The 22,631-nt window shown below is 64.6% G+C and carries 17 protein-coding genes and 1 pseudogene; 6 read left to right on the top strand and 12 right to left on the bottom strand.

Annotated features, from left to right (window positions below; translation table 11 throughout):
- The first annotated feature begins 418 nt into the window (after nt 1-418).
- A complete protein-coding gene (locus MKL09_RS27065) occupies nt 419-2,380 on the top strand; it encodes a response regulator (RefSeq protein WP_244025088.1) in 1,962 nt (653 codons plus the stop codon).
- Nucleotides 2,381-2,833: 453 nt separating this feature from the next.
- Here MKL09_RS27065 and MKL09_RS27060 read toward each other — a convergent pair whose 3' ends face one another.
- From MKL09_RS27060 to MKL09_RS27050, 3 genes and pseudogenes are all read right to left on the bottom strand, one after another.
- Complete coding sequence (locus MKL09_RS27060) at nt 2,834-4,543, bottom strand: IlvD/Edd family dehydratase (RefSeq protein ID WP_244025087.1); 1,710 nt, start codon at nt 4,541-4,543, stop codon at nt 2,834-2,836.
- 26 nt (nt 4,544-4,569) lie between these two features.
- Nucleotides 4,570-5,424 carry an NAD(P)-dependent oxidoreductase gene (locus MKL09_RS27055; RefSeq protein WP_244025086.1) on the bottom strand — a complete coding sequence of 285 codons (855 nt, stop codon included), beginning with the start codon at nt 5,422-5,424 and terminating at the stop codon, nt 4,570-4,572.
- Nucleotides 5,425-5,539: 115 nt separating this feature from the next.
- Nucleotides 5,540-6,421: pseudogene (locus tag MKL09_RS27050) on the bottom strand (MurR/RpiR family transcriptional regulator); the annotation flags it as partial.
- Nucleotides 6,422-6,794: 373 nt separating this feature from the next.
- Between MKL09_RS27050 and MKL09_RS27045 the strand changes: the two are divergent.
- Nucleotides 6,795-8,126 carry an aspartate aminotransferase family protein gene (locus MKL09_RS27045; protein WP_244025085.1) on the top strand — a complete coding sequence of 444 codons (1,332 nt, stop codon included), beginning with the start codon at nt 6,795-6,797 and terminating at the stop codon, nt 8,124-8,126.
- 140 nt (nt 8,127-8,266) lie between these two features.
- A complete protein-coding gene (locus MKL09_RS27040) occupies nt 8,267-9,088 on the top strand; it encodes an amino acid ABC transporter substrate-binding protein (RefSeq protein WP_243941762.1) in 822 nt (273 codons plus the stop codon).
- 78 nt (nt 9,089-9,166) lie between these two features.
- On the opposite strand, the gene MKL09_RS27035 is transcribed toward MKL09_RS27040, so the two are convergent.
- The 9 genes from MKL09_RS27035 to MKL09_RS26995 all read right to left on the bottom strand — a co-directional run bounded on the left by MKL09_RS27035 (nt 9,167) and on the right by MKL09_RS26995 (nt 18,826).
- The gene (locus MKL09_RS27035) at nt 9,167-10,072 is read right to left on the bottom strand and encodes an amino acid ABC transporter substrate-binding protein (RefSeq protein ID WP_244025105.1); all 906 of its coding nucleotides are present in this window, start codon (nt 10,070-10,072) and stop codon (nt 9,167-9,169) included.
- 89 nt (nt 10,073-10,161) lie between these two features.
- On the bottom strand, nt 10,162-10,626 hold the full coding sequence (locus MKL09_RS27030; protein WP_243941765.1) for a RidA family protein: 465 nt from the start codon (nt 10,624-10,626) through the stop codon (nt 10,162-10,164).
- On the bottom strand, nt 10,623-11,525 hold the full coding sequence (locus MKL09_RS27025; protein ID WP_244025084.1) for a PhzF family phenazine biosynthesis protein: 903 nt from the start codon (nt 11,523-11,525) through the stop codon (nt 10,623-10,625). Before MKL09_RS27025 ends, MKL09_RS27030 begins: the two co-directional genes overlap by 4 nt.
- A 97-nt stretch (nt 11,526-11,622) precedes the next feature.
- Nucleotides 11,623-12,513 carry a helix-turn-helix domain-containing protein gene (locus tag MKL09_RS27020; protein ID WP_243941769.1) on the bottom strand — a complete coding sequence of 297 codons (891 nt, stop codon included), beginning with the start codon at nt 12,511-12,513 and terminating at the stop codon, nt 11,623-11,625.
- 459 nt (nt 12,514-12,972) lie between these two features.
- Nucleotides 12,973-13,677, bottom strand: a complete 705-nt coding sequence (locus tag MKL09_RS27015) for an ABC transporter ATP-binding protein (RefSeq protein ID WP_243941773.1) — start codon at nt 13,675-13,677, stop codon at nt 12,973-12,975.
- A complete protein-coding gene (locus MKL09_RS27010) occupies nt 13,674-15,563 on the bottom strand; it encodes an ABC transporter permease subunit (protein WP_244025083.1) in 1,890 nt (629 codons plus the stop codon). Before MKL09_RS27010 ends, MKL09_RS27015 begins: the two co-directional genes overlap by 4 nt.
- Nucleotides 15,563-16,438: a branched-chain amino acid ABC transporter permease gene (locus MKL09_RS27005; RefSeq protein WP_243941777.1), complete on the bottom strand. Its 876-nt coding sequence runs from the start codon at nt 16,436-16,438 to the stop codon at nt 15,563-15,565. The genes MKL09_RS27010 and MKL09_RS27005 overlap by 1 nt, the downstream gene beginning before the upstream one ends.
- Before the next feature lie 10 nt (nt 16,439-16,448).
- Nucleotides 16,449-17,756 carry a substrate-binding protein gene (locus MKL09_RS27000; RefSeq protein ID WP_243941779.1) on the bottom strand — a complete coding sequence of 436 codons (1,308 nt, stop codon included), beginning with the start codon at nt 17,754-17,756 and terminating at the stop codon, nt 16,449-16,451.
- A 44-nt stretch (nt 17,757-17,800) separates the two neighbouring features.
- Nucleotides 17,801-18,826: a carbon-nitrogen hydrolase family protein gene (locus MKL09_RS26995; protein WP_243941781.1), complete on the bottom strand. Its 1,026-nt coding sequence runs from the start codon at nt 18,824-18,826 to the stop codon at nt 17,801-17,803.
- 138 nt (nt 18,827-18,964) lie between these two features.
- Here MKL09_RS26995 and MKL09_RS26990 point away from each other — a divergent pair, with 138 nt between their 5' ends.
- The 3 genes from MKL09_RS26990 to MKL09_RS26980 all read left to right on the top strand — a co-directional run bounded on the left by MKL09_RS26990 (nt 18,965) and on the right by MKL09_RS26980 (nt 22,580).
- Nucleotides 18,965-19,948, top strand: a complete 984-nt coding sequence (locus MKL09_RS26990) for a LysR family transcriptional regulator (protein ID WP_243941783.1) — start codon at nt 18,965-18,967, stop codon at nt 19,946-19,948.
- A 434-nt stretch (nt 19,949-20,382) separates the two neighbouring features.
- Entirely contained in the window at nt 20,383-21,345 is a 963-nt protein-coding gene (locus MKL09_RS26985; RefSeq protein ID WP_244025082.1) for a TAXI family TRAP transporter solute-binding subunit, read from the top strand.
- Between the two features lie 95 nt (nt 21,346-21,440).
- Nucleotides 21,441-22,580 carry a peptidyl-alpha-hydroxyglycine alpha-amidating lyase family protein gene (locus tag MKL09_RS26980; RefSeq protein ID WP_244025081.1) on the top strand — a complete coding sequence of 380 codons (1,140 nt, stop codon included), beginning with the start codon at nt 21,441-21,443 and terminating at the stop codon, nt 22,578-22,580.
- Nucleotides 22,581-22,631: the final 51 nt, after the last annotated feature.

Here is a 22,631-nt window from a genome sequence, read left to right as displayed (position 1 = left end):
GATCTTTGAAGGTCGTGGGAAGGTGATGACCCCTAGATCAAAATGAGCATGACCGGTGTCTTGCGATCGGATGATCTGGTCAGTCAGAGCTTTTACTCCATTTAATCAGTCGAAATCATTGATATCCGCTCTTTCAATGCCGATCTTAAAGTGATGTACGCCTATTAGCTATCAGTTCGTTAAGATATTATCGTATTTGAGCAAACCAGCGTTCGCTCAATTGCTTCATTAAAATTAAAGCGAACCAGGTGCTATCGGCCAGACCCAGCCAGTTCCTTCGCACTTAACGCGGTTGGCCCGCATGCCCGAGCATGATCACCGCACCGGACAACTGGCCACGACGTTCGTTCCGTTCCGGGGCTGGCAGTGTGGGAACCGTTCGCTTTCCATAGCTCTCGGGTCGTGACACTCACTACCCATGAGCAGCTTGCACAAATTGATCGGGACGGTCGCCCGCCGGCGTCATTCGTCGGTAATCGACTACGGTGTCACGCTGTCGTTGATCGGCACCATGACGTTCGTTCGGTTCCTGGCTCCGGCCCATGTCGCTCCGTTTCTGCTGTACATTCCTGTCCTCCTCGTCGTCACCCTGGCTTTCGGCTGGGGGGCCGGGACGCTGGCGCTGTCGTTGTCCACCTTGATCGCTGCGTGGTTCTATACGCGCGACGGGATACTCGGCGGCGTCGACGTCGCACTGCTGTGTCAGTACGTGACGGTAGGCGCGACCATGGTGTGGATCTGCCATGCGTTGCGCCGCTCCGTCGTGCAGAACGAAGCCACGCTGGAGCAGCTCAACGGAGCGAACCACGTCCTCGTCGAAAGGGAGGCAGCGCTGACCAGCGCCAACGCTGCGGCGGAGGCTGCTAAGGAAGCGGCCGAGCAGGCTAACACTGCGAAGAGCGATTTCCTGGCGAATATGAGCCACGAACTCCGCACCCCGCTTTCCGCCATCATCGGCTACAGCGAGATGATGGGGGAGGAGATCGCGGACGGCTGCGATGCGTCGGACCTTGTAGCTGACATTAGCAAGGTCGAGCGCAACGCCCGTCACCTGCTCGGACTCATCAACGACGTACTGGACCTCTCCAAGGTTGAGAGCGGCAAGATGGATGTCTACGCCGAGGATTTCGCGGTGGGAGACATGCTGCGTGACGTGGCGAGTTCCGTTGCAACGCTGGTCGGCAAAAAGGGCAACACACTGGAGATGCAGCTCGCGCCCGAGTTGGGCCGGATGCATTCCGACCTGACCAAGACGCGGCAGGTGCTGTTCAATTTCCTGAGCAACGCAGCCAAGTTCACGGAAAGCGGGACCATCACGCTTGTTGTCGCGCGCATCACCGACGTTCCGGGTGGCGACAGGCTTTCGTTCTCAGTCTCGGATACTGGAATAGGGATGACAGCCGAGCAAGTGTCGCGCTTGTTCCGGCGTTTCGAGCAGGCCGATGCCTCGACAACACGCAATTTTGGCGGGACCGGGCTCGGCCTTTCACTGACACGTTCTTTTGCCGACATGCTCGCGGGGACGATCACGGTGTCCAGCGTCCCCGGCCAGGGCAGCAACTTTACCTTCACCGTGCCAGCGACCTACGTCCCCGCGGTCGACGAGCAAAACTCGCCCGATCCGGACGTCATCGCTGACGATGAAGTGGGAGGCGATCTCATCTTGGTCATCGACGACGATACGGATCAACTCGCGCTCACCACGCGGTTTCTTCATCGCGAGGGCTTCCGAGTACGGACAGCCACGAACGGTAGGAGTGGGCTCGATTTGGCCCGAAGGCTGCGGCCTCGGGCCATACTGTTGGACGTGATGATGCCAGGCGTGGACGGATGGTCGGTGCTGAGCCAGATCAAAGCCGACGAGATGCTGGCGCCGATCCCGGTCGTGATGGTGACGTCCGTCGACCAGCGCAATCTCGCGGCATCGCTCGGCGCCGCGGACTACATGCTGAAGCCGGTCGACTGGTCGCGGTTCGGCAAGATCGTGAACCAGTTCAGGCTGGCGGAGACGGACCGGCGCGGTACCGTGCTCCTTGTTGAGGACGAGGCCGTAACCCGGATGGCGATGCGCGCCACCCTGGAGGAAGACGGCTGGTCGGTCGTGGAAGCCGCGAACGGCGAGGAAGGCTTGCAACTCGCGGGCGATACCAGGCCGGACGTTGTGATCGTAGACCTGAACATGCCCGTTATGGATGGTTTCGGATTCCTCGAGGGCGTACGAGGACTGCCCGGGTGCTCTGATATCCCGGTGATCGTGCTGACAGGTCGAGAATTCTCTGTGGTCGACCGAAGCAAGCTCCGCGGCGCGAGCCAGATCCTCAATCGCGGCGACTTCGCCTCGGCGAGTTTGGCTGAAAGGCTGAAGGGACTCTCAGCCTGAGAAAGGCGAGGACGGCTCAGCAGCATTAGCGTCGTGCCCTCTTCGATGTCCGCTCTGGCGGCAGTTATTATTCAAAGCGGACATACCGTTTACGGCCAAACCCTGCCATTCCAGACCGCGGCTTCGCGCCATGAGCAGACATCAACCCACCGCCTGGCAGCGGACATTCAGGTCCAGGTAATCATCCGTCCGGTGTCGACCCTTCTCTGAAGTTCGGAAGGTCCGCTTGCAGGCAACCTGATGCCCCGCCGCGACCGATCCTGATCAAAGGCACTGCACAGCGGCGTTCCACACGGATCTAAAATGTCGGTCTTTTTGGCGTTCCAAACTTCGCAGACACCTTTTGGAACGGCTCGGCCGAGATTGTAGACCGTCCCACAGGAGCAGGCCCTATCGGAACGACGTACGTCACAACCAAGCACTGTGGAGGGGCTTAGCTTGATATGCGAAGCTTTACCCACCGCTCGGTGCGCTTTTACCTATGAGGAAATCGAAGTCGCAGCCCTCAGGAGCCTGAGTGACGGTGCGGCGGTAGAGCGCCTTGTAGCCCCGGGTCGGGGCCGGCGGCGGTCGGTGGTCCGTGATCCGACGAGCAATCTCATCATTCTCGACCAGCAGGTCGATCCGCTTGTCCCGGATCGATAGGCGGATCCTGTCGCCGTCGCGCACCGCCGCGAGCGGGCCGCCGATCGCGGCTTCGGGGGCGATGTGCAGAACGATCGACCCGAAGGCGGTGCCGGACATTCGCGCGTCGGAAATGCGCACCATGTCCTTCACCCCCGCCCGGGCGAGTTTCTTCGGAATGGGCAGATAGCCGGCCTCCGGCATCCCGGCAGCGTGCGGGCCGGCATTCTGCAGCACCAGTACGTCGCCTGGGCCCACGTCGAGCTCGGGATCGTCGATCCGCCGGCTCAGGTCCTCGAGGCCGGTGAAAACCACCGCACGCCCCTCGGACTCGAAAAGGTTCGGCGTCGCGGCAGCGCGCTTAAAAATCGCCCCCTCGGGGGCGAGGTTGCCGGTGAGCGCCACCAGCCCGCCGACCGGCGAGACCGGATTGTCGAAGGCCCGGATAACCGAGCGGTCGACCCAGCCGGGCGGCTCATCCAGGCGTTCGGCCAGGGTACGGCCCTCCACATCGACGGTGCCGAGATGCAGGAGCGGGCGCAGTTCACGCAGCAGCGCACCCATGCCGCCGGCGGCATGGAAATCCTCCATGTAGCCCTCGCCCACCGGCTTCAGGTCGACCAGCACCGGCGTCTCGTCCGAGATCTGGTTGAAGCGCTCGTATGAGATCCGAATGCCTAGCCGACCCGCGATGGCCGTGAGGTGCACGATGGCGTTGGTAGATCCGGACACCGCCATCAGGGCCCGGATCGCGTTCTCCACGGATTCCCGGGTGATGACCTGGGCTGGGGTGATCTTGGTCTGGATCAGGCGCACCGCGGCCCGTCCCGTCTCTTCGGCGGCGACCAGCCGGTCGGAATGCACCGCCGGGATCGCGGCCGTGCCCGGCAACGACATGCCGAGCGCCTCGGCGATGCACGCCATGGTCGAGGCGGTGCCCATCACCGCACAGGTGCCGGCCGTGACGGAGAGCCGGCCTTCGACTTCGGCGATCTCGTCTGCATCCACTGTCCCGGCCCGGTACTTGGCCCAGAAGCCCCGGCAATCCGTGCAGGCGCCGAGCCGCTGGCCCCGATGGCGTCCGGTGGACATCGGGCCGGTCACGACCTGGATCGCCGGCAGACCCGCAGAGGCCGCGCCCATGAGCTGGGCCGGGACCGTCTTGTCACAGCCGCCGATCAGCACGACCGCATCCATCGGCTGGGCCTGGATCATCTCCTCCGTGTCCATGGCCATCAGGTTGCGGTACATCATACTGGTCGGACTAAGGAAAACTTCGCCCAGCGACACGGTTGGGAATGGCCGCGGCAGGGCCCCAGCGGCCAGCACCCCCCGCGAGACGGCCTCCACCAGCTCGGGCATGCCGCGATGACAGTTGTTGAACCCGGACGGCGTCATGGCGATGCCGACCACCGGCTTGTCAAGCAGCGTCCGCGAGATCCCCATTGAGCGGGCGAAGGAGCGGCGCAGGTAGCGGGCGAAGTCGCGGTCGCCGTAATTGGTTAGGCCCCGGTCGAGGCCATGCGGTTCATCGGTCATCTGGGTACCTCGATCCTTAATCAGGGTCAGGGGCAGGCGGGGTGGCTGCGGTAGCGAACGTCGAGGAGATCCTCAAAGACGCGGACCATCCCGCCCTTGTCCTTGTCGCCGTGACCGCTAAGCAGCGCGGCCTGATAAGTCGCAGTAGCCGCAGCGAGGACGGGCATTGGCACACACAGGTTTGCCGAGATGCCTGCACCGCTCACCAGGTCCTTGTAGGCGTGTGCCATCGAGTAGCCGTCGAAGAAGTGCCCCTGAAGTATGCGCGGAATGAAGAATTCGGACGCGTGGCTCCGGCCCGTACCGGAGTTAACGACCTCCGCCACCAGGTCAGAATTGAGACCTAGCTTCGCGGACATCGGCAAGATCTCAGCGAGCGCAGCAGCGTTGATATCGAACAACAGCTGATTTATGAGCTTGATGAGTTGGCCGCTACCGCTCGGCCCAGCGTAGACAATTTTGTTCCCGATCAAGTCGAGATGTTTTCGGACCGACTCGAACACGTTGGGATCGCCCCCGCACATCACCGTCAACGTTCCATCGGCGGCCCGCGCCGCCATCCCGGACACGGGAGCATCGAGGAAATGGACGCGCAGGTTAGCGAGCCTTCCGGCGAGTTCGAGGGCCTGCGCGTAGGCGATCGTGCTGGTGTCAACGATGACGGTGTCTGGCCTCAGCCGCTCGGCCAGGCCGTCGGGGCCGAATAGGACAGCTTCAACCGCATCCCCGTCTGGAAGGCACAGAAAGATTACGTGCGCCTCGGCCACGTCGGAGAGGCGCGTGGTCGTCCGGGCTCCCCAGCGCTCGAACTCGGCGAGCTGCTCAGGTTTCCGCGCGCCGACGACGAGGCCGCCCGGGACTCGCAGCAGGTTCATCGCCATCGGCCGGCCCATCTGGCCCAGTCCTATAAATCCCGCTTCTCGCATGCTCGATTTCCCCTCTAGACCCATCTGGTGTCGCTTCGGCCATGCTCGTCTTGGCTCTCGCCCCCAAGCGTGGCCGTCGACCAGCGGATCGCGGCTGCAGGTGGATGCCGAGGCTCGCGAGATGTCCGTCGGTCCGCTGGAGCGCGGCCACCGTCTCCTCGCCGTCCGCTTCAGACACGAGAGCGGCGAGGATCTCGGCGACCACGAAGGCCGGCGACATCGCGTGGAACGGCGCGGGGCTTTCGGTCGGCGCTGTGACGACGTACCGAGCGAGGCGGGCGAGAGGCGATACGATGCTGTCTGTGATGGCTACGACCGGGATGCCGCGCGAGGCAGCGTGTTCCGCCAGTTCGACCGTCGCACGCGTGTATGGGAGCGCCGTCGCGGCCAGCAGCACATCGTCCGCCGTGGCCCGCCCCAACGCGTCAGGCCCCGTCCCCCCCGGGCCATCGAGCAGGATGCTGCGCTCCCCGACGAGCGTCATGATGTAGTGGAAATGCCAAGCGATCGGATGCATCGAGCGCAGGCTGACGCAGTAGACCCGCCTCGCACCCGCCAGCAGTTCCGCCGCAGCGACCAAGCTCGCGAGCGTCTCCGGTTTCGCTAGGCTCGCGACCTGCGCGGCGAGCGATGCGATCATGGCAGCGGCAAGGGATTTCGCGCCTTTCTGGCCCGGTCCGACGGCACGCGCCTTGCCGGCGAAACCAGAACCACCCGTCCGCAGAGTCTCAGCATGGGCCTCACGGATACGGTCGTACCCATCCAGACCGAGATGCTTCGCGAAGCGTGTCATCGTGGCTGGTTGGACGCCTGCCCGCCGCGCCTGTTCGCGCATCGTCAGGAGCGCGACGTCGCTGGGGTGGTCCAAGACGTACTGAGCCGCGACTCGGAACTGCTCCGAGAGCGCGCCGTAGTCGGCGACGATCCTGTCCCTAAGCGCCTCCTGGCTCATACTAACCCCTTACCCTTTGAAAGATGATGTTGCAACGCATGGATCATATTGGTACACGATGAAACAATGAGATCATCTCGGATGCCGAGTGCCTCGGCGAGCAACTGCGCCCGGCTCGGCAGGAGCATAGACCGCTAAGGCGCTCAAACGGGATGAGGGCGATCATGTCGGAGAAACCAATACAGCCTCGACGGTAGGTCCCTCTGACCTGGTTGCTGCTGCAAGCCAAGCGCCTGCCTCCGCGGCTTCCGGGCTCGATACCGGACGGCTTGTTCGCCGGACCGGTCCCAAACACCGCCGACGTCCATCGGTGGTCGGCAGCCGAAAACAACGCGCTCTTTAAGCTCGCAACAACTTTGAAGGACGAAGACGTATGACGCACATCCTGCATCGCACAATCGGCGCTCGGCTGCCGACCGCTGTCGGGGGCGGCGGCGTCGAACTCTACGACGCAGATGGCCGCTCCTACATCGACGCTTCCGGTGGGGCCGCGGTGTCTTGCCTGGGCCATGGCCATCCCGACGTGGTTGCAGCGCTCCATGCCCAAGCCGACAAGCTCGCCTACGCCCACACCAGCTTCTTCACCAGCGATGCGGCTGAGGCTTTGGCCGACCGCCTAGTCACAGGCGCGCCCGACGGTATCAGCCACGTTTATTTCAACTCTGGCGGCTCGGAGGCTGTCGAGGCCGCGCTAAAGATGGCGCGCCAGTACTTCGTAGAGATCGGCCAGCCAAACCGCAGCCGGATCATCGCCCGCCGCCAAAGCTATCACGGCAACACCCTCGGTGCCTTGGCTACAGGTGGTAATGCGTGGCGCCGTGCTCCGTTCGCGCCGCTGCTGGTTGAAACCCATCACATCGACCCCTGCTTCGCCTACCGGTACCAGGAAGTGAGCGAGAGCGACGACGCCTACGCGGCACGCGCCGCTGGAGCGCTGGAGGATAAAATCCTCGAGCTCGGCCCAGAGACAGTGATGGCCTTCGTAGCCGAGCCGGTTGTGGGTGCAACCGCAGGCGCCGTGCCGCCCGTGGCTGATTATTTCAAGCAGATCCGTGCGATTTGCGATCGTTACGGCATTCTACTGATCCTCGACGAGGTGATGTGCGGCATGGGTCGCACCGGCACGCTCCACGCTTGCGAACAGGATGGCGTCGCGCCCGACCTAATGACGATCGCCAAAGGCTTAGGCGGGGGCTACCAGCCAATTGGTGCGACCCTGCTGAGTGGTCGTATCTTCGAGGCGTTCGCTGCAGGTTCGGGGTCGTTCCAGCACGGCCACACCTACATCTGCCACCCGATGGCATGCGCGGCAGCTCTCGCAGTGCAGGAGGTAGTCGCTCGCGACCGGCTCCTCGACAACGTTCAGGTCATGGGCGCGCATCTGCGGCGGCGGCTGACTGAACGTTTCGGCAATCACCCGCACGTCGGTGACATTCGCGGTCGCGGGTTGTTCGTTGGCGTGGAACTGGTGGCGGACCGCAGCACCAAGGAGCCGTTCGATCCCGACCTGAAGCTTAATGCGCGGGTCAAGCGCGCCGCGATGGAACGGGGGCTCGCGGTCTACCCGGCCGGCGGCACAATTGATGGCGCCCGAGGCGACCATGTTCTGCTGGCCCCGCCCTTCATCATCGACGCGATGACGGTCGACACGGTCGTCGAACGCCTTGGCGACGCCATCGACGCTGCCCTCCCCACCGCCGCTTGAACAGGGGCCGCCGCGGCCGGTGGAGCTGGGGCAAATCTCATAAAAGGAAGAAGACGATGCGGAACTTGGCTTGGACGACCGTGACTGGGGCGTTGATCCTCAGTTTATGGCCGCACCCATCAGCGAGGGCAGAGGAACTCATGGGTACGCTCAAGAAGGCGAAAGAGTCTGGTACGTTTACGGTCGGATACCGGGAAGCGTCCGTCCCATTCTCCTATCTAGATGGCGCGCAGAAGCCGACCGGCTTCGCGGTGGACCTGTGCGCCCGAGTAGTCGATGCCGTCAAAGCCAAGATTGGCGCATCCGATCTCAAGGTCGCGTTCAATCCGGTCAATTCGGCGACTCGTATGCCACTTGTTGCGAACGGCACCGTCGACATCGAGTGTGGTTCGACGGCAAATCAACTTGCCCGCCAGAAGCAGGTGGCGTTCTCGGTCTCCACCTTCGTGCCGCAGTTCAGGTGGCTGGTGCGCACTGCAGAAAACATCCATTCCACGACTGATCTCAAGGGAAAGACGGTAGCCGTAACGTCAGGGACTAACACGGCTCAGTTCGCGAATAAGCTTAATCAGAACGAGAACCTTGGACTTACCATTATGTCCGCTAAAGATCACGCCGAGTCGTTTCTCTTAGTCGAAACCGGGCGCGCCGCAGCATTCATAGAAGACGACATCAACTTGGCTGGCTTACGGGCAAATACAAAGGACCCTAGCAAGCTGACGATCCTCGACCAAGCTTACCCATCCGATGTCTACGCCCTCATGATTCGACGCGACGACCCACAATTCAAGGCGCTCGTCGATGAAACTCTAACCGATTTGATGAAGTCCGGCGCGTACGAAAAGCTGTACGCTAAGTGGTTCGAGAGCCCTATCCCCCCAAGAGGAGCAAATCTTGAATTTCCTATGTCGAGCAAGCTCAAGGAACTTATTAAAAATCCTTCGGACAAGCCGAATGAATAATCACCTCAAACGATATCATTCACCAACTAGGACTGAGTTGACAGTCCCGGATCTGGATGTCGCGCAATTGAGTGGTGATCAATAGGCGCTTGGGTCGAAGCTATCGGTCGGACTCGCAAAAGCTTTCCGCAGTGCAGCGCTCATCGGAAGCCCCAAGTTAATCCCTCTCGGCGGGATCGGCTTCGTGAACCACTTGTCGTATAACACCTGTCCTTCGGGACCGGCGTAGAGCTTGGCTGTTGCGGCGTCAGCCACGGCTTTGAATGGGGCGTCATCCTTGCGCAGCATGACGGCGTAGGGCTCTGGTTTCGATAAGGCTTCCGACGATATTTCGAAGGCAGCGGGATCCCTGGCTGCGGCTACCAAAGAGGCCAGCAGCACATCGTCCATCACAAAGGCCACTGCCCGCCCGTTCTGGACCATCAGGAACGCCTCTGCATGGTCGACGGCGGGTAGGATGGTCAGACCGAGGTTGCGCGCGATGTTGGCTTCGTTGATCTGGCGTAGGTTAATCGTGCCAGAGGTCGAGACCACAGTCTTGCCCTGCAGGTCATCGATGGTGTGCAGACCGGTACTCTTCTTCGACACGTAGCGCGTCGCGGTCAGGAAGTCGGTATTGGTGAACGAAACTTGGTTGCGGCGTTCGAACGTGTTCGTTGTCGAACCGCATTCAAGGTCGATGGTGCCATTTGCGATCAGTGGGATGCGCGTTGCCGACGTCACCCCGTTGAGCCGGACGTCAAGCTTGGCAAGCCCAAGCCGCTCCTTTACCGCATCAACGATACGATAGCAGATCTCAAGCGCATAGCCGACTGGCTTCTGATCCCCGTCCAGGTAGGAAAATGGCACCGAAGCGTCCCGGAACCCAAGCGTGATGACGCCCGTATCCTTCACCTTCTTGAGTGTGCCTGTGAGTTCTTCTGCTGAGAGTGAGGGAGAAGCTAACGCGAACGTCATCGTCGCGGCGACGGCCGCGTTCTTCATGGCATACATCGTCGATGTCCTTTTCCGTTTCTAGGTCGCTCCGATTGTCTGGCCGACACGGGCGTCCCCTGCAGGGAGCCACGACAAGGTCATGCCAGCTCGAAGACGCCCTCGACCTCGACGGGCACGCCACGCGGCAGGGCGTTGGTCCCGGCCGTCGTACGCGCGTGGCGGCCATCTTCGCCGAGGGCGAGCACCATGAGGTCCGAGGCGCCGTCTAGCACCCGCGCCTGCTGTATGAAGTCGCCCGTGCAGCGGACGAACCCACCTAGCCGGAGGCAGCGTACTCGAAGGGGTTCGCCTTTGAGGGCAACGTCGACTTGGGCGAGAACGTTCAGTGCGCATAGACGCGCCGCGGCCTGCGCCTCCTCGATCGTGATGCCCTCGCCGACGATGCCGCAATACTGGGGTTCGCCATCCTGTACAGGGGTCTGCCCAGCTACGAAAAGCAGCGGGCCGGCACGCGTGAATGGCACGTAGTTGGCGGCAGGCATTGTCGGTCGCGGTAATGCCAGCCCGGCCGCCGCCAAGCGAGCTAGGATCGCGCCGTTCACTTGAAGGATCCTTCATTGGCGGAGCCGCGCTCGTCCTCGGGGGCGACTTCGCCTCCAAGCAAGCAGCCGAGGGCGCGGTCACCCGCGAAGCCGATACGAACCGAGATTTCCGAGAGATGGCCCATGGCGCGGCCTTGGTGGATTAGGATGCGGCGATCGTCGGGCTCGACGGTTCCATCGTGCAGGAGACCGAACGCCAGCGCCGCCGCGGCGATGCCGGTTGCAGCGTCCTCCGGGTAGCCGGATGAGCGTGGGAACTGCCGCGCCTCAAACGTGCGCCCCGGCCCGTCTAGGACTGCGTAAGGATAGAGGCCCGTCGAGCCGATGGCCCGACACGCGGCTTCGACCGCCGCAGGGTCGGGGGCGAGAGCGTGCAGGCCCTCCGGCCAGCGTATCGGTATGAGGGTCTTCACACGCGAGGTGGCGGCGTTGTGCACCGGTAGATCGGCGAGAGCATCGCGGCTGATGCCCAGGGCGGCGCAGACGGTGTCGACACGCTCCGATGCGAGCGGCACGACCCGTCCGGTTGGCTGGGTGATCTCAACGCGCCACGATCCGTCGTCGTGGGCCTGGACGAAGCCGGTGACGGTACCGCTCACTGTTGCAATTCGCACCGGCGCACTCGCCAACCGCCCGCGGCGGGCTAACACCCAGAGGGTGCCGATGGTGGCGTGGGCGCACATCTCCATCTCGTGGTTTGGCACGAAGAAGCGGAACCGGAGGTCGTGTGTGTCGTCCTCAGGCGGTAGCACGAACCCACTCTCGTGGCGGTACCGCCGAGCGATGTCCTGCATCGCGCCTGCGTCTAAGGTGCCGGCGTCCGCCACGACGGGGCAAGGATTGCCCCCCGCGCCACCGCAGGTAAAGACGCGTACGACTTCGACTTCGACATCGCTCATGACTGAGATACCCAACCCGCAGCGCGCAGGACCTCGGCCGCGCCGTCATCGGAGATCATTGTAGGAAACAAGGACCGCCCGCGCGGCCGGGTGGGCCTTACTTCTTGACCGAGTGGGCCACGAGAGCTCGTGAGGATGCCCGAATTCCCGTAGCTGCCTGACCGTCTCGCCGACGCAGGGCGCGGGACAAGGCTGAGCCGCTCTCGAACCCGACCCGGGACGCGATCTCGTCGACGGGTAAGTCCGTAGCTCTTAGCATGTCCTTGGCGGCGTCGAGACGCTTGGCCCGGTGAAACGCGCCGACCGACAAGCCGACTTCGGCGTGGAACAGGCGGGTCAGGTGGCGGCGTGAGACATCCAGGCGCTCAGCTAGCAGGTCGAGCGGGACGTCCTGATCCAGACGCGCGGCGATTATAGCTCTCGCCTGACGGATCAGGGCCTTGCCGTGTCCGTGTCGGGATGCCGAGGGGAGAGGTCGGCCCTGCTCGATGGCTGCTAGGCATCGGATGAGTAATGCGGCTGAGAGGTGGGCGCGGACAGCCGCGGAGCCTAACGTATCACCTGTGCCGTCGAGACAGAGGGCGCGAAGCGTACGGATCTCGGGGGTGACGGGGAACATACCGCTCGTCCGAATGGAGGTTCGGACGCGGCTTAACGAACCGAGGCTCGCTTCGATGCGTCGGAGCGCGTTTTCTTTAACGTAAGCGACTATGTGAGCTTGATTATCTCGAAGAGTGCTCGTGTCGTGAGCATGCGAGGCAGGAACGACGGCGAAGCGGTCTTCAGATACCCAGACGCCTTCGCGCCGAGCCTCGTGTTTGAGGCGGAAAGCACCTAGGCTGGGCAACAGCAGCATAAGGCCGTCATGCCAATGCCATGGCTTGGTGTAACCGGAGCCACCGCCGGCAAGGGTCATATGTCCGTCGTCGTCGGCGATGAGCGACGCGGCCGGGGTAATTTGCCTTAGAAGGTCGAGCGACCTGAGCATGATTTGATCTTACGCGAATACCGCGACCGAGTTCCAGCGCAGCCGTTCTACAGAGCTTGCCCTAGTGGAACGCAACGGTAGGTAGCACAACCGCACGCGTCGGAAATTCGATCGCTTTGCCGACGGAACCCATGCGCCGTTTGGCAAGCTCTGGAATGGCCTTCATTCTGTCGGGAAAGCGTGTCAGCATTTCAAGCTTCGGTAAAACGCTGCGAACGGAAACATCGGTTTTGATCCACCTCATGCCAGGAAGTGGACGGACGGCTTTCGGCCATCGTTGGGCGCCGCACAGCGTCCACGCAAACGACGCAGAAGGTTGGATCCCGCCGGTCTTCTTTCGGGCAAAATGCAGCAAGAACAGACATCAAACTGCAAGATCAAACATCTCTTAGTTGACCGAACCAAATTGGTGATCGCTCGATGTAAGCAGCGGCATCGAGACGGTGTCCGTGGTCTCGCTCACGGCGCCAAGCCCATGAAGTTCCGCATCGGAGCGGGATCCGTCCGGAGAGCGGAGGCCTGCCCCTCGTAGACGACGTGGCCGTTGTTGAGGCCGTAGACCCGGTCGGCGAAGCTCAGGACCGCTGCGACGTTCTGCTCGACCACGACGATCGTGCGCCCTTCCGCGGCCAGACGCTTCGTCAACACGACCAGATCCTGAACGATCAGCGGCGCCAGCCCCTCGAAGGGCTCGTCGAGGAGGAGGATGCGCGGGTCGCGGACCAGGGCGCGGGCGATCGAGAGCATCTGCTGCTCGCCCCCCGAGAGGGTGCGCCCCCGCGAGGTGCGTCGCTCCTTGAGCCGGGGGAAGATCTCCCAGATCCGGTTGAGGGGCCACGCCTTGGGGGCGGTCAGGCGCGCGACGCGGAGGTTCTCCTCCACGGTCAGGCCGCCGAACACGGCGCGCTCCTCCGGCACGAGCTGCATGCCGACGCGGGCGATCTGCGAGGGCGGGAGCCCGTGGATCGCCTTGCCGTCGAGGCGGATCGTGCCGCGCCGGGGGCTGAGCACGCCCATCAGCGTGCGCAGCGACGTGGTCTTGCCGGCGCCGTTGCGGCCAAGGAGGGCCACGACCTCGTTCTCCTCAACCCGCAGGGAGACGCCGAACAGGATGTGGGAATCTCCGTAGAGGGTGTCGATGCCCTCGACTTCGAGCAGGCTCATGCGGCGCTCCCCAGGGTGGCACCGGCTTCCGCCGGGCCGGTACCGAGATAGGCGCGCTGGACGGCTGCGTCCCGGCGCACGGAATCGGTTGGGCCGTTGGCGAGGAGGCGGCCCTCGCACAGCACGGTGATCCGCTCGGCGAGGTCGAAGATGGCGTCGAGGTCGTGCTCCACCACGACGACCGTGCAAGTCTTCGCGATGCGCCGGATCAGGGCGCAGGTCGCCGCCCGCTCCGACAGGCTCATGCCGGCCAAGGGTTCGTCGAGGAGCAGCACGTTCGGGCTAGTGGCGAGCGCCATGCCGATCTCCAGCCGTCGCTTCTCGCCATAGGCCAGGACGCTCGCCGGGGTGCCGGCCCGCTCGCCGAGATCGAGAAGGTCTATCAGAGTCGCTACCTGCGCCTCCACCTCGGGGCGTCCGTCGGCGGGGGCGATGAGATCCAGGCGGAAGCCGCCCCGCGCCCGAGCCAGCGCCGCCACCCGAAGGTTTCCCCGCACCGTGAGGTTCAGGAAGAGCTGGTTGAGCTGGTTGCTCTTGGCAATGCCCCGCTGGGCCGCTCGGCTCACCCCGCCTCCGGTTAGCCGCTCGCCAAACAGCAGCACCTCGCCCGCGCTCGGGCTCACCTCGTCGGAGAGCATCTTGAACAGGGTGCTCTTGCCCGCTCCATTCGGCCCGATCACCGCGTGGATCGACCCCCGGCGCACGGTGAAGCTCACGCCGTCGACCGCCTTCAGGCCACCGTAGTGCCGGGCGAGCCCGCGCGCCTCAAGGACGATCTCCCCGCGCGCGCTGCGTCCGTCCACCGCCGGGCGCGGCATCGGCAGGGCGATCTCAGCCGGGACGGCGCGGGCCGGTGCTCCGCCGCTCGCCTCGATGGCCTCCGTCCGGGCCAGCTCCGCGCGGAGGCGACGGGCCTCCCGGCGGCGGTTCCAGAGATGCAGGATCTCCCCGCAGATGCCCCGGCGTAGGCCGATCACGAGGCCGATGAAGGCGAGCCCCAGGACGAGCTTCCACAGCGGACCGAGGCCGGGGATGAGTTGCAGGTTGTCGCGCAGCCACAGCCAGAGGGCCGCGCCGACCAGTGGCCCGACCAAGGTGCCGACGCCGCCGACGATGGTCTGCACCACGAGTTGCCCCGAGGTCTCCAGGGCGAAAGCGTCCGGCGGCATGTAGCTCTGGAACGGCCCGAGCATCGCCCCGGCGAGCCCCGCATAGAGCGCGGCGATGGTGAAGGCGGCGAGCTTGTAGGCCGGGACGTCGTGGCCGAGCATCGCCACGCGGGCGGTGTTCTCCTTCACTGCCCGCAGGATCAGCCCCACAGGGGATTTTGCGATGCGGCGGGCCAGAACGAAGCCGACGAGGAAGGTGGTCGCGAGGAGCGCGTACATCGGCAGCCCGGCGGTGATCCGCACCGCGCCCGCCCCGAAGCCGATTGTCGGAAGGGGCACCCCGGCGATGCCGTTCTCGCCGCCGGTCCATTCCGAGAGCGGGGAGTTTTCGATGAAATACGCCATCTGGCCGAAGGCCAGCGTGATCATGGCGAAGTAGATGCCGATGCGCCGGACGGCGAGCCAGCCGACGAGGAGGCCGAATAGCCCCGCCGCCAGCGTCCCAGCCAGGAGGGCGAGCCAGACGCTTCCCACCGTCCCGGAGACGAGGAGGGTGGCGGCGACGAACCCGCCCGTCCCGTAGAAGGCGGCCTGGCCGAAGGAGAGGAGGCCCGCGAGGCCGAACAGGATGTCGAGCCCGAGGCCGAACAGCGCCCAATTGAGCGCCCGCGTCAGCAGGTCGTGTGAGAAGCCCAGCGGCGGCAGCAGGAGAGGGGCGACCACCAGGAAGGCGGCGAGCGCCAGTTCGGGGAGGATGCGGCGGAGGGCAGGGGGCATCAGACGCGGCCCTCCGTGCCGAACAGCCCTTGCGGGCGCGCCACCAGCACCAGTGCCATCAGGCCGTAGAGCATCACCTCCGAATAGGCGGAGCTGAAGGCACTCGTCAGGCTGATGACCTCGCCCGCGATCAGCCCTCCCACCACCGCGCCGGGGAACGAGCCGAGCCCGCCCAGCACGATGACCACGAAGGATTGCACCATGAAGCTGGCACCCATGTCGGGCGTCACCGAGACGACGGGGGCGTAGAGCATCCCGGCGAGCCCCACCGCGACGATTCCGATGCCGAAGACGAGGAGGAAGGTGCGGCGCACGTCGATGCCGAGGATGCCGACCATGCCGGCATTCTCGATGCCCGCCCGCACCACGAGGCCGATCGCAGTCCGGTAGAGGACAAGGTAGAGGCCGAGGAGGAGCGCCGCGACGATGCCGATCAGTTGGAGCCGGTAGGTCGGGTAGACGAGGAAGCCGAGCTTGGTCGCCCCCACGCCCCAGGAAGGCAACGGCACCCGCTGGCTGTTCCCCCCGAACCACGCGCGCAACGCCTCCACGAGAACAATGCCGATGCCGTAGGTGACGAGGATCTGGTCCTCGTCGGGCCTCGCGTAGAAATGGCGGATCACCAGCCGCTCCATGGCGAAGCCGACGACCAGCATGACGGCGCAGCCGCCGAGCAGGGCGAGCAGGAAGGAATGCGTCGCCGACATCATCACGAAGGCGGTGTAGGCCCCCACGGCGAACAGCGCACCGTGGGCGAAGTTGAGCACCCCCAGGGTGCCCAGGATGATGGTGAGCCCGCTGGACACGAGCGCCAGAAGGCTCCCAAGGGCAAGGCCGTTGAAGGCCTGGGAGAGGAGAACCACCGTGTTGGGCATGGCCGGTCCCTCAGGTGTAGGGGCCGAGCTTGCAACCGAACAGGTCGGGCGGGTTCATCACGCTCTCGCCCTCGACCACGTCCACGATCTCGTAGAAATCCTCCGGCCCCTTCATCGAGGCGGGCGCCTTGCCTTTCAGGATCGGGATTGGTCGGACCATCTGGTGGTCCTCGGCGCGGTAATAGACGCGGCCGATGGTCGAGTTGTAGGGCTGGCTCTTCGAGGCCTCCATCGCTTTGATCATGTCGACCGGGTTGAACCCGCCGACCCGCTCGACCGTGAGCGCCCAGAGATAGGTCTGCATGTAGGCGATGTGGGCGCCCCAGCGTGGGTGATACTTGTTCTTGTCGAGGAAGCTCGCCACGAAGGTCTTGGCGAGGGGATAGCGGTCCTCCAGCGTCCACCAGAAATCGCAGGAGCCATAGACGCCCTGCATCAGTTCGGCGCCGAGTTCCTTGTCCTGGAAGGAGGACAGGTTCGGCACGACGAGCTTCATGCTCGATAGGACGCCGAACTGCTCGGCTTGCTTGGTCGAGGCGACCGCATCCGCGCCGAAGCAGATGTTCACGAAGACGTCGGCGCCGCTGTTGGCGATGTTGAGGAGCGCCGAGCTGTAATCGGCGGTGCCCAGCGGCACGGTCTCCTTCAGAACCTGTGTCCAGCCCGCCTCCTTGGCGAAATTGGCAAAGGATTCGTAGACCGTCTGGCCGTAGGTGTAATCCGGCACCAGGAAGGCCATCTTGCGCTTGGGACCGAGCGCCTTGGCGACCACCGGGGCCAGCGCCTTGGCGGCCATGTAGGCGTTCTGCTGCGAGCGGAAGCCGTAGCGCTGGCAGTTCTTGCCGGTGACGTCGTTCGAGCCGGCGATGCCGACCATGTAGAGGACCTTGTCGCGGCTCGCAAGTTCCTCGAGGGCGATGGCCTCGGAACTGCTCACGGAGCCCGAGAACTGAATCGCCTTGTCCCGCTGGATGAACTGGGTCGCCGCCTGCACCGCAACGTTGGGCTTCCCCTCCGTGTCGGCGACCTTGTAGCGGATCTGGCGCCCGAGGACGCCCTTGCCCTTCAGGCCCCAGGCGGCCGGGATCTCGCCGCCCGCGTTGATCTGCGCGATGGCGAGTTCGTAGCCGAGCTTCAGGTCGTTGCCATCACCGGAGAAGACGCCTGTCAGGGGCATGTTGAGGCCGACGAAGACGGAGTCAGCGCCGACACCCTCCGGGAAGGTGCCGATCGCGGCGGGCGTCTGCGCGCGGGCCAAGCCCGGCAGCATCAGTCCGGCGGCGCCCCCGAGGAGCAGCTTGCGACGGTCGAACATCATAGCACATCTCCACTCGGGCAGGGGTCGAGGCAACGCTCAGCAAGTCACGCGCCGTCGCCGGGGACAGGCGCGGAAACACCCGCGGGCGGCGGGGCGGAGCCGGGATCGCGAAAGGCCGCGGGGGCGAGGCGGCGGCGGTTCACCGTGAGGTCGAACACGTCGAAGCGGTTGTAGTAGCCGACCACGTCGTGGAACTGCTTCGGCTCGATGCAAGCTGCGAGGTCGATTTCGGCGTAGAGGATTCCCTCGTCCCGAAGGGCTTCGCCGATCTGGGCGCCGGTCGGATCAAGGAAGAACGAGGCGGCGCGCGGCGTCCCTTCCAGAACCTCGGCGGCCCGGGGATCGCAAGAGGCGATGGTGTCGAACGCCGCACGGTCGAGCACACTCGCGGTGACGAGGCCGAAGACCTTGGCCTCGAAGCAATGGGCGCCCGCCCGGAGGCGGTTCGCGGCGAGGTTGTCGTAATTGCCCCCGCCCGCTGGGCGCCGCGTCGGCCAGACCGGCGGCCAGGACGAGATATGGAACTGCTCGCCCTGCGCCATCAGGCTATAGCGGGCCAGCGAGTTGGTGTTCTCGCCGCAGATGAGTTGGCCGATCCGGCCGATCGCGGTCTCGACCACCCGCAGCCCGGCCCCATCGCCTGCCGCCCAGACCAGCTTCTCGTAGAAGGTCGGAACGAGCTTGCGGTGGTGGTTGAGGATGTCGCCGCCCTCGCCGATCAGCAGGTTGCTGTTCCACAGGCAGCCGACGCTCACGGGTGAACGCTCGCTGAGGCCGATGGAGACGATGACCCTCGCCGCCTTCGCGGCCTCGCGGATGCGGGCGACTTCCGGTCCGTCGACGAGGACCGACTGGTCGGCCATGCGGGCGAACAGGTCGTGGTTGTCGATCGGCGCCGCAAGGGCGGCCCAGACCGGAAAGGCCGGGATGAAGGTTTCCGGGAAGGCGACGAGGGCCGCGCCGGCCCTGGCCGCCTCGTGGATGAGGGAAACCGCCTTGTCCGTCGTCGCCGTGGCGTCGAGGAAGACCGGTGCGGCATGGATGGCCGCCGCCTTGAAACGGGGATTCATGAAACGGGGATTCCTGGATTGCCCTTTCGAGGCCGAGCTTAGGCAGCCTGTCCGCCGCTTGAAGCGGTCAATTCCGCAAGCGCCCTTGCACGGATCCCAAGCCGCCGACGTGGCGCGACTCTTGCGCCGCGCGAGACCATGCGTGCCCTCGATCAGCTCGACTGGGATGACCTGAAGGTCTTCGTCCATGCCGCCCGTGGGGGCAGCCTCGCGGGAGCGGCCAAGAGGCTGCGGGTCGATCAATCGACCGTCAGCCGGCGCCTCGCCCATCTGGAAGCCGCCCTGGGCGTCTCCCTGTTCGAGCGCATGCCCTCCGGCCTGCGCCTGAGCGAGGCCGGCCAGCGCCTGCTCCGCCACGCGGAGCGGGTGGAGAGCGCCATCATCGCCATGGAGGAGGAGGTCACTCCCAGCTCCGGGCAGGCCGGAGGCCGCGTCCGTCTCGCGACGATGGAGGGCATCGCCTCCCTCTATCTCGCCGAGCGGTTCGTGCGCCTGCACGAGACGCATCCCGACCTCACCGTCGAGCTGCTGACATCGCCCCAGACGGTCTATGTGAATCGCCGGGAGGCCGACCTCTTCCTGAGCTTCTTCGAGCCACCGGGGCAGGGGCTCGTCTCCGAGCGGATCGGCCGCTTCCGGCTCGGGCTCTACGCCTCACCGGGCTACCTCGACCGGGCGGGAACGCCACGATCCATCCAGGATCTGGAGCGCCACGCCTTTGTCACCTACGTCGAAGACCTCGTGCAGGTCGATTGCGTGCGGTGGCTCGACGAAATCATCGCGGATCGGCGTACCGTGTTCCACTCGACGAGCATGATCGCGCAGAAGCAGGCGGCCGCCGGTGGGCTCGGCATCGTCCTCCTCCCAAGCTTCGCGGTTGCCGGACGCGACCTCCTGGTCCCGGTACTGCACGATGACTTGTCGACGATTCGAGATCTCTGGCTCAACGTCCACACCGACCTGCAATTCTCGCCCCGCATCAGGGCGGTCTCGGCCTTCCTGAAAACCCTATTCCGCTCCGATCCCACGCTGCAGGTCAATCTTCGGCTTCCGCAACCAATCTCTGTTTTGGGGCCCGCGATGTCTTCAGTGGACTTGCCCGAAACTGCCCAGGCCGTTTGATGCTCGAAGACAAAAAATATCTCTCAAATGTTATTCAATATGCATTTAGTGAGATTGACCCTGGGGACCAATCAGCGTCCTGGCGTTTAAGTATATCTTATTCTGCGATCCACCTTCCACCCCGATGGGAATGTCCGCTTTGGGGAGCCGCGCCGATCATTTCCTGTGACCGGGTTGGGTCGGGAGGCGGCTGTCCGTTCCGCGCCAAGTGTGGAAATTGGCGGTCTGCCCGGAAGCAGACGTTCGGCTTCGCGCCCGTTCCAGCTGTTCAGGCGTCGCGGGCAGGATCCCGAAAGCGGACGCCACCTCAGCAAAGGCCTCAGCACGAGATTGCGCCGTCAGCGGAACTTCCGTTCCCGTGGACTGTCTGAAATTCGCCGGGCACCTGAAGCGATGGTGGACGCGTCGCGACTGGCACGTTGATGGAGAGCAGCATGGTACAGCGACGTGAACTGCTCCTCGGTATCATCACCCTCGCTGCGACCGTACCCGCGCGGGCTCAACGATCTGAGCCAGAGCTGCATCTGACGCTCGGGACGGCAACGCCCGGTGGTTCATTCCCCGCCTTCGGCCGAGCGCTCATTGCTGCAGTCAGTAAGTCCGATTCAGGTGTGATGATCGAGCCGAGGATCACGAAGGGCTCAGCGGAAAACCTGACCTTGCTGAAAGCGGGCAAGCTCGACTTGGCCCTCGTACAGGGTGAGTATGCCTACGAGGCTTTGTCCAGTGGGCGGGCTGACGGGACCGGCATGTCGGTCGTGGCCCCCATCGACGCCTCGCCCGGCATGTTTGTGGTCCCAGCCTCCAGTCCGATCCAGAACGTGCAGGATCTGCGCGGCCGTGCCGTCGCTCTCGGCACGCGCGGCTCGGGCTTCACGATCATGGGGCGAACCGTGCTGCAAGGCTCCGGCATCGATCCGGACCACGACATCACGCCGATCCTCCTCGACGACGCTGGCGAGGGCGCCACACAGGTTCTCGACGGCCGAGCAGCCGCTTTGTGGGGCGCGAGCCTCGGCTGGCCGGGCTTCAAGACCCTCGCGGATGCGCCCGGCGGCGCCCGCTTCTTCGGCCCGGCGCCCGAAGCGATCCCGAAGATCCTGGCCCTGCGCGCCTCGATGCGCCGCCTGACCGTCCCGGCTGGCTCCTTCCGCGGACAGGATGCAGCGATCGAGACCGTCGGGTCTTGGAGTTTCGTCCTCGCTCGGCCAGAGCTGGACGATGCCGCCGTCACCCGGCTCGTGCGCGCGACAGACCGAGGTCGAGAGACCTTGGCCAGGCTCTATCCTCAGGGCCGAGAGAGCGATCCGCGCAATCTCGTCTCGAACGTGCCGGCCGCTTGGCTGCATCCGGCGACGGCCGCATACCTGCGTGAGATTGGTGCCGATCCGCAGTGATCACCGAGCGCCGGCTTCCGAGCTGTCGGTTTTAGGGCTAAGCCGGCGTGGCCAAGCTCGGCGATCGAACCGGCTGGCCCGTGAGGAAGCCTGAGATGATCCGCTCCTTGTGCGTTGCTGTGGGCGTGTTCGCCCTGATGCTGCCCACCGTGCGCGCCGACGAGATCAAAGCAGGCGAGGCACCTGCTTCCTCAGCAGCGTCACCTTCGTCCACCGCGACGCAGGTTTCCGAGATCGCGTTCGACTCAGTCCCGGACTTCCTGAAGCTGCCGCCGGACATCTTCTTCGGTGAGGTCGCCGGCATCGCCCTGAACTCGAAGGGGCACATCTTCATCCTGTCGCGCGGGGCGACGCAGGGGCCCGCCTACGGCGCGGCTGCCACCCAGCTCCTGGAGTTCAATCCCGACGGCACCTTCATCCGGGAGATCGGTCACGGCCTGTACGCCTGGTCCTTCGCCCACGTCGTGCGCGTCGACCACGAGGACAACATCTGGGTCCTGGACAAGGGCTCGGACATGGTGGTGAAGTTCACCCCTGAGGGCCGCGTCGCCATGGTCTGGGGCCGCAAAACCGAAGCCGCCGACGAGACTGCCGAACCCTGGAAGCACCCCACGCCGCCGCTGCCGCCCGTGCAGGGTCAATTCCGGCAGGTCACCGACGTGGCCTGGGACAAGGCCGGCAACGCTTACATCAGCGACGGCTACATCAACTCACGCGTGGCCAAGATCGACAAGGACGGCAACTGGGTCGACTCCTACGGCAGCTACGGCACCGAGCCGGGTCAGTTTCGCACCCTGCACTCGATCGCCTCCGACGCGAACGACAACATCTACATCGCCGATCGGGGCAACGCTCGCATCCAGGTGATGGACACCGCTGGCCACATCCAGCGGATCATCAAGATCGACGTGCCGTTCGATTACGACAAGGCGCGTGCCATCATCCGCGGCAAGCCGGCCAAGGATCGCACCACGGTCGACCTGTTCACGCCGGGCGCGCCCTGGGCCTTGTGCATCACACCCGGACCGAAGCAGGTCCTCTACGTCGCCGACGCCTTCCCGGGGCGGATCTACAAGCTGTCGCTCGACGGCAAGGTGCTGGGCGTGCTCGGCGAGACGGGCAAACAGCTCAAGCAGTTCGGCTGGATCCACGAGATCGCCTGCCCGTCCGAGAACGAGATCTACGTCGGCGAACTGCTGAACTGGCGCCCGCAGAAGCTGGTCCTCCATCCGTGATTGCTGGTGGCGCCACGGAAGTACTCGCTCATCGGCGAGAGGCTGGCTAGT

This window comes from Methylobacterium sp. J-048 (assembly GCF_022829515.1).
GTDB lineage: Bacteria > Pseudomonadota > Alphaproteobacteria > Rhizobiales > Beijerinckiaceae > Methylobacterium.
This window is presented reverse-complemented; position numbering and strand designations above follow the sequence as displayed.

What these genes read in the sequence shown, in the direction of transcription:
- MKL09_RS27065 (WP_244025088.1), top strand. Translation starts at nt 419, where the DNA reads ATGAGCAGCTTGCACAAATTGATCGGGACGGTCGCCCGCCGGCGTCAT.
- MKL09_RS27060 (WP_244025087.1), bottom strand. Translation starts at nt 4,543, where the DNA reads ATGACCGATGAACCGCATGGCCTCGACCGGGGCCTAACCAATTACGGC.
- MKL09_RS27055 (WP_244025086.1), bottom strand. Translation starts at nt 5,424, where the DNA reads ATGGCGATGAACCTGCTGCGAGTCCCGGGCGGCCTCGTCGTCGGCGCG.
- MKL09_RS27045 (WP_244025085.1), top strand. Translation starts at nt 6,795, where the DNA reads ATGACGCACATCCTGCATCGCACAATCGGCGCTCGGCTGCCGACCGCT.
- MKL09_RS27040 (WP_243941762.1), top strand. Translation starts at nt 8,267, where the DNA reads ATGGGTACGCTCAAGAAGGCGAAAGAGTCTGGTACGTTTACGGTCGGA.
- MKL09_RS27035 (WP_244025105.1), bottom strand. Translation starts at nt 10,072, where the DNA reads ATGAAGAACGCGGCCGTCGCCGCGACGATGACGTTCGCGTTAGCTTCT.
- MKL09_RS27025 (WP_244025084.1), bottom strand. Translation starts at nt 11,525, where the DNA reads ATGAGCGATGTCGAAGTCGAAGTCGTACGCGTCTTTACCTGCGGTGGC.
- MKL09_RS27020 (WP_243941769.1), bottom strand. Translation starts at nt 12,513, where the DNA reads ATGCTCAGGTCGCTCGACCTTCTAAGGCAAATTACCCCGGCCGCGTCG.
- MKL09_RS27015 (WP_243941773.1), bottom strand. Translation starts at nt 13,677, where the DNA reads ATGAGCCTGCTCGAAGTCGAGGGCATCGACACCCTCTACGGAGATTCC.
- MKL09_RS27010 (WP_244025083.1), bottom strand. Translation starts at nt 15,563, where the DNA reads ATGCCCCCTGCCCTCCGCCGCATCCTCCCCGAACTGGCGCTCGCCGCC.
- MKL09_RS27005 (WP_243941777.1), bottom strand. Translation starts at nt 16,438, where the DNA reads ATGCCCAACACGGTGGTTCTCCTCTCCCAGGCCTTCAACGGCCTTGCC.
- MKL09_RS27000 (WP_243941779.1), bottom strand. Translation starts at nt 17,756, where the DNA reads ATGATGTTCGACCGTCGCAAGCTGCTCCTCGGGGGCGCCGCCGGACTG.
- MKL09_RS26995 (WP_243941781.1), bottom strand. Translation starts at nt 18,826, where the DNA reads ATGAATCCCCGTTTCAAGGCGGCGGCCATCCATGCCGCACCGGTCTTC.
- MKL09_RS26990 (WP_243941783.1), top strand. Translation starts at nt 18,965, where the DNA reads ATGCGTGCCCTCGATCAGCTCGACTGGGATGACCTGAAGGTCTTCGTC.
- MKL09_RS26985 (WP_244025082.1), top strand. Translation starts at nt 20,383, where the DNA reads ATGGTACAGCGACGTGAACTGCTCCTCGGTATCATCACCCTCGCTGCG.
- MKL09_RS26980 (WP_244025081.1), top strand. Translation starts at nt 21,441, where the DNA reads ATGATCCGCTCCTTGTGCGTTGCTGTGGGCGTGTTCGCCCTGATGCTG.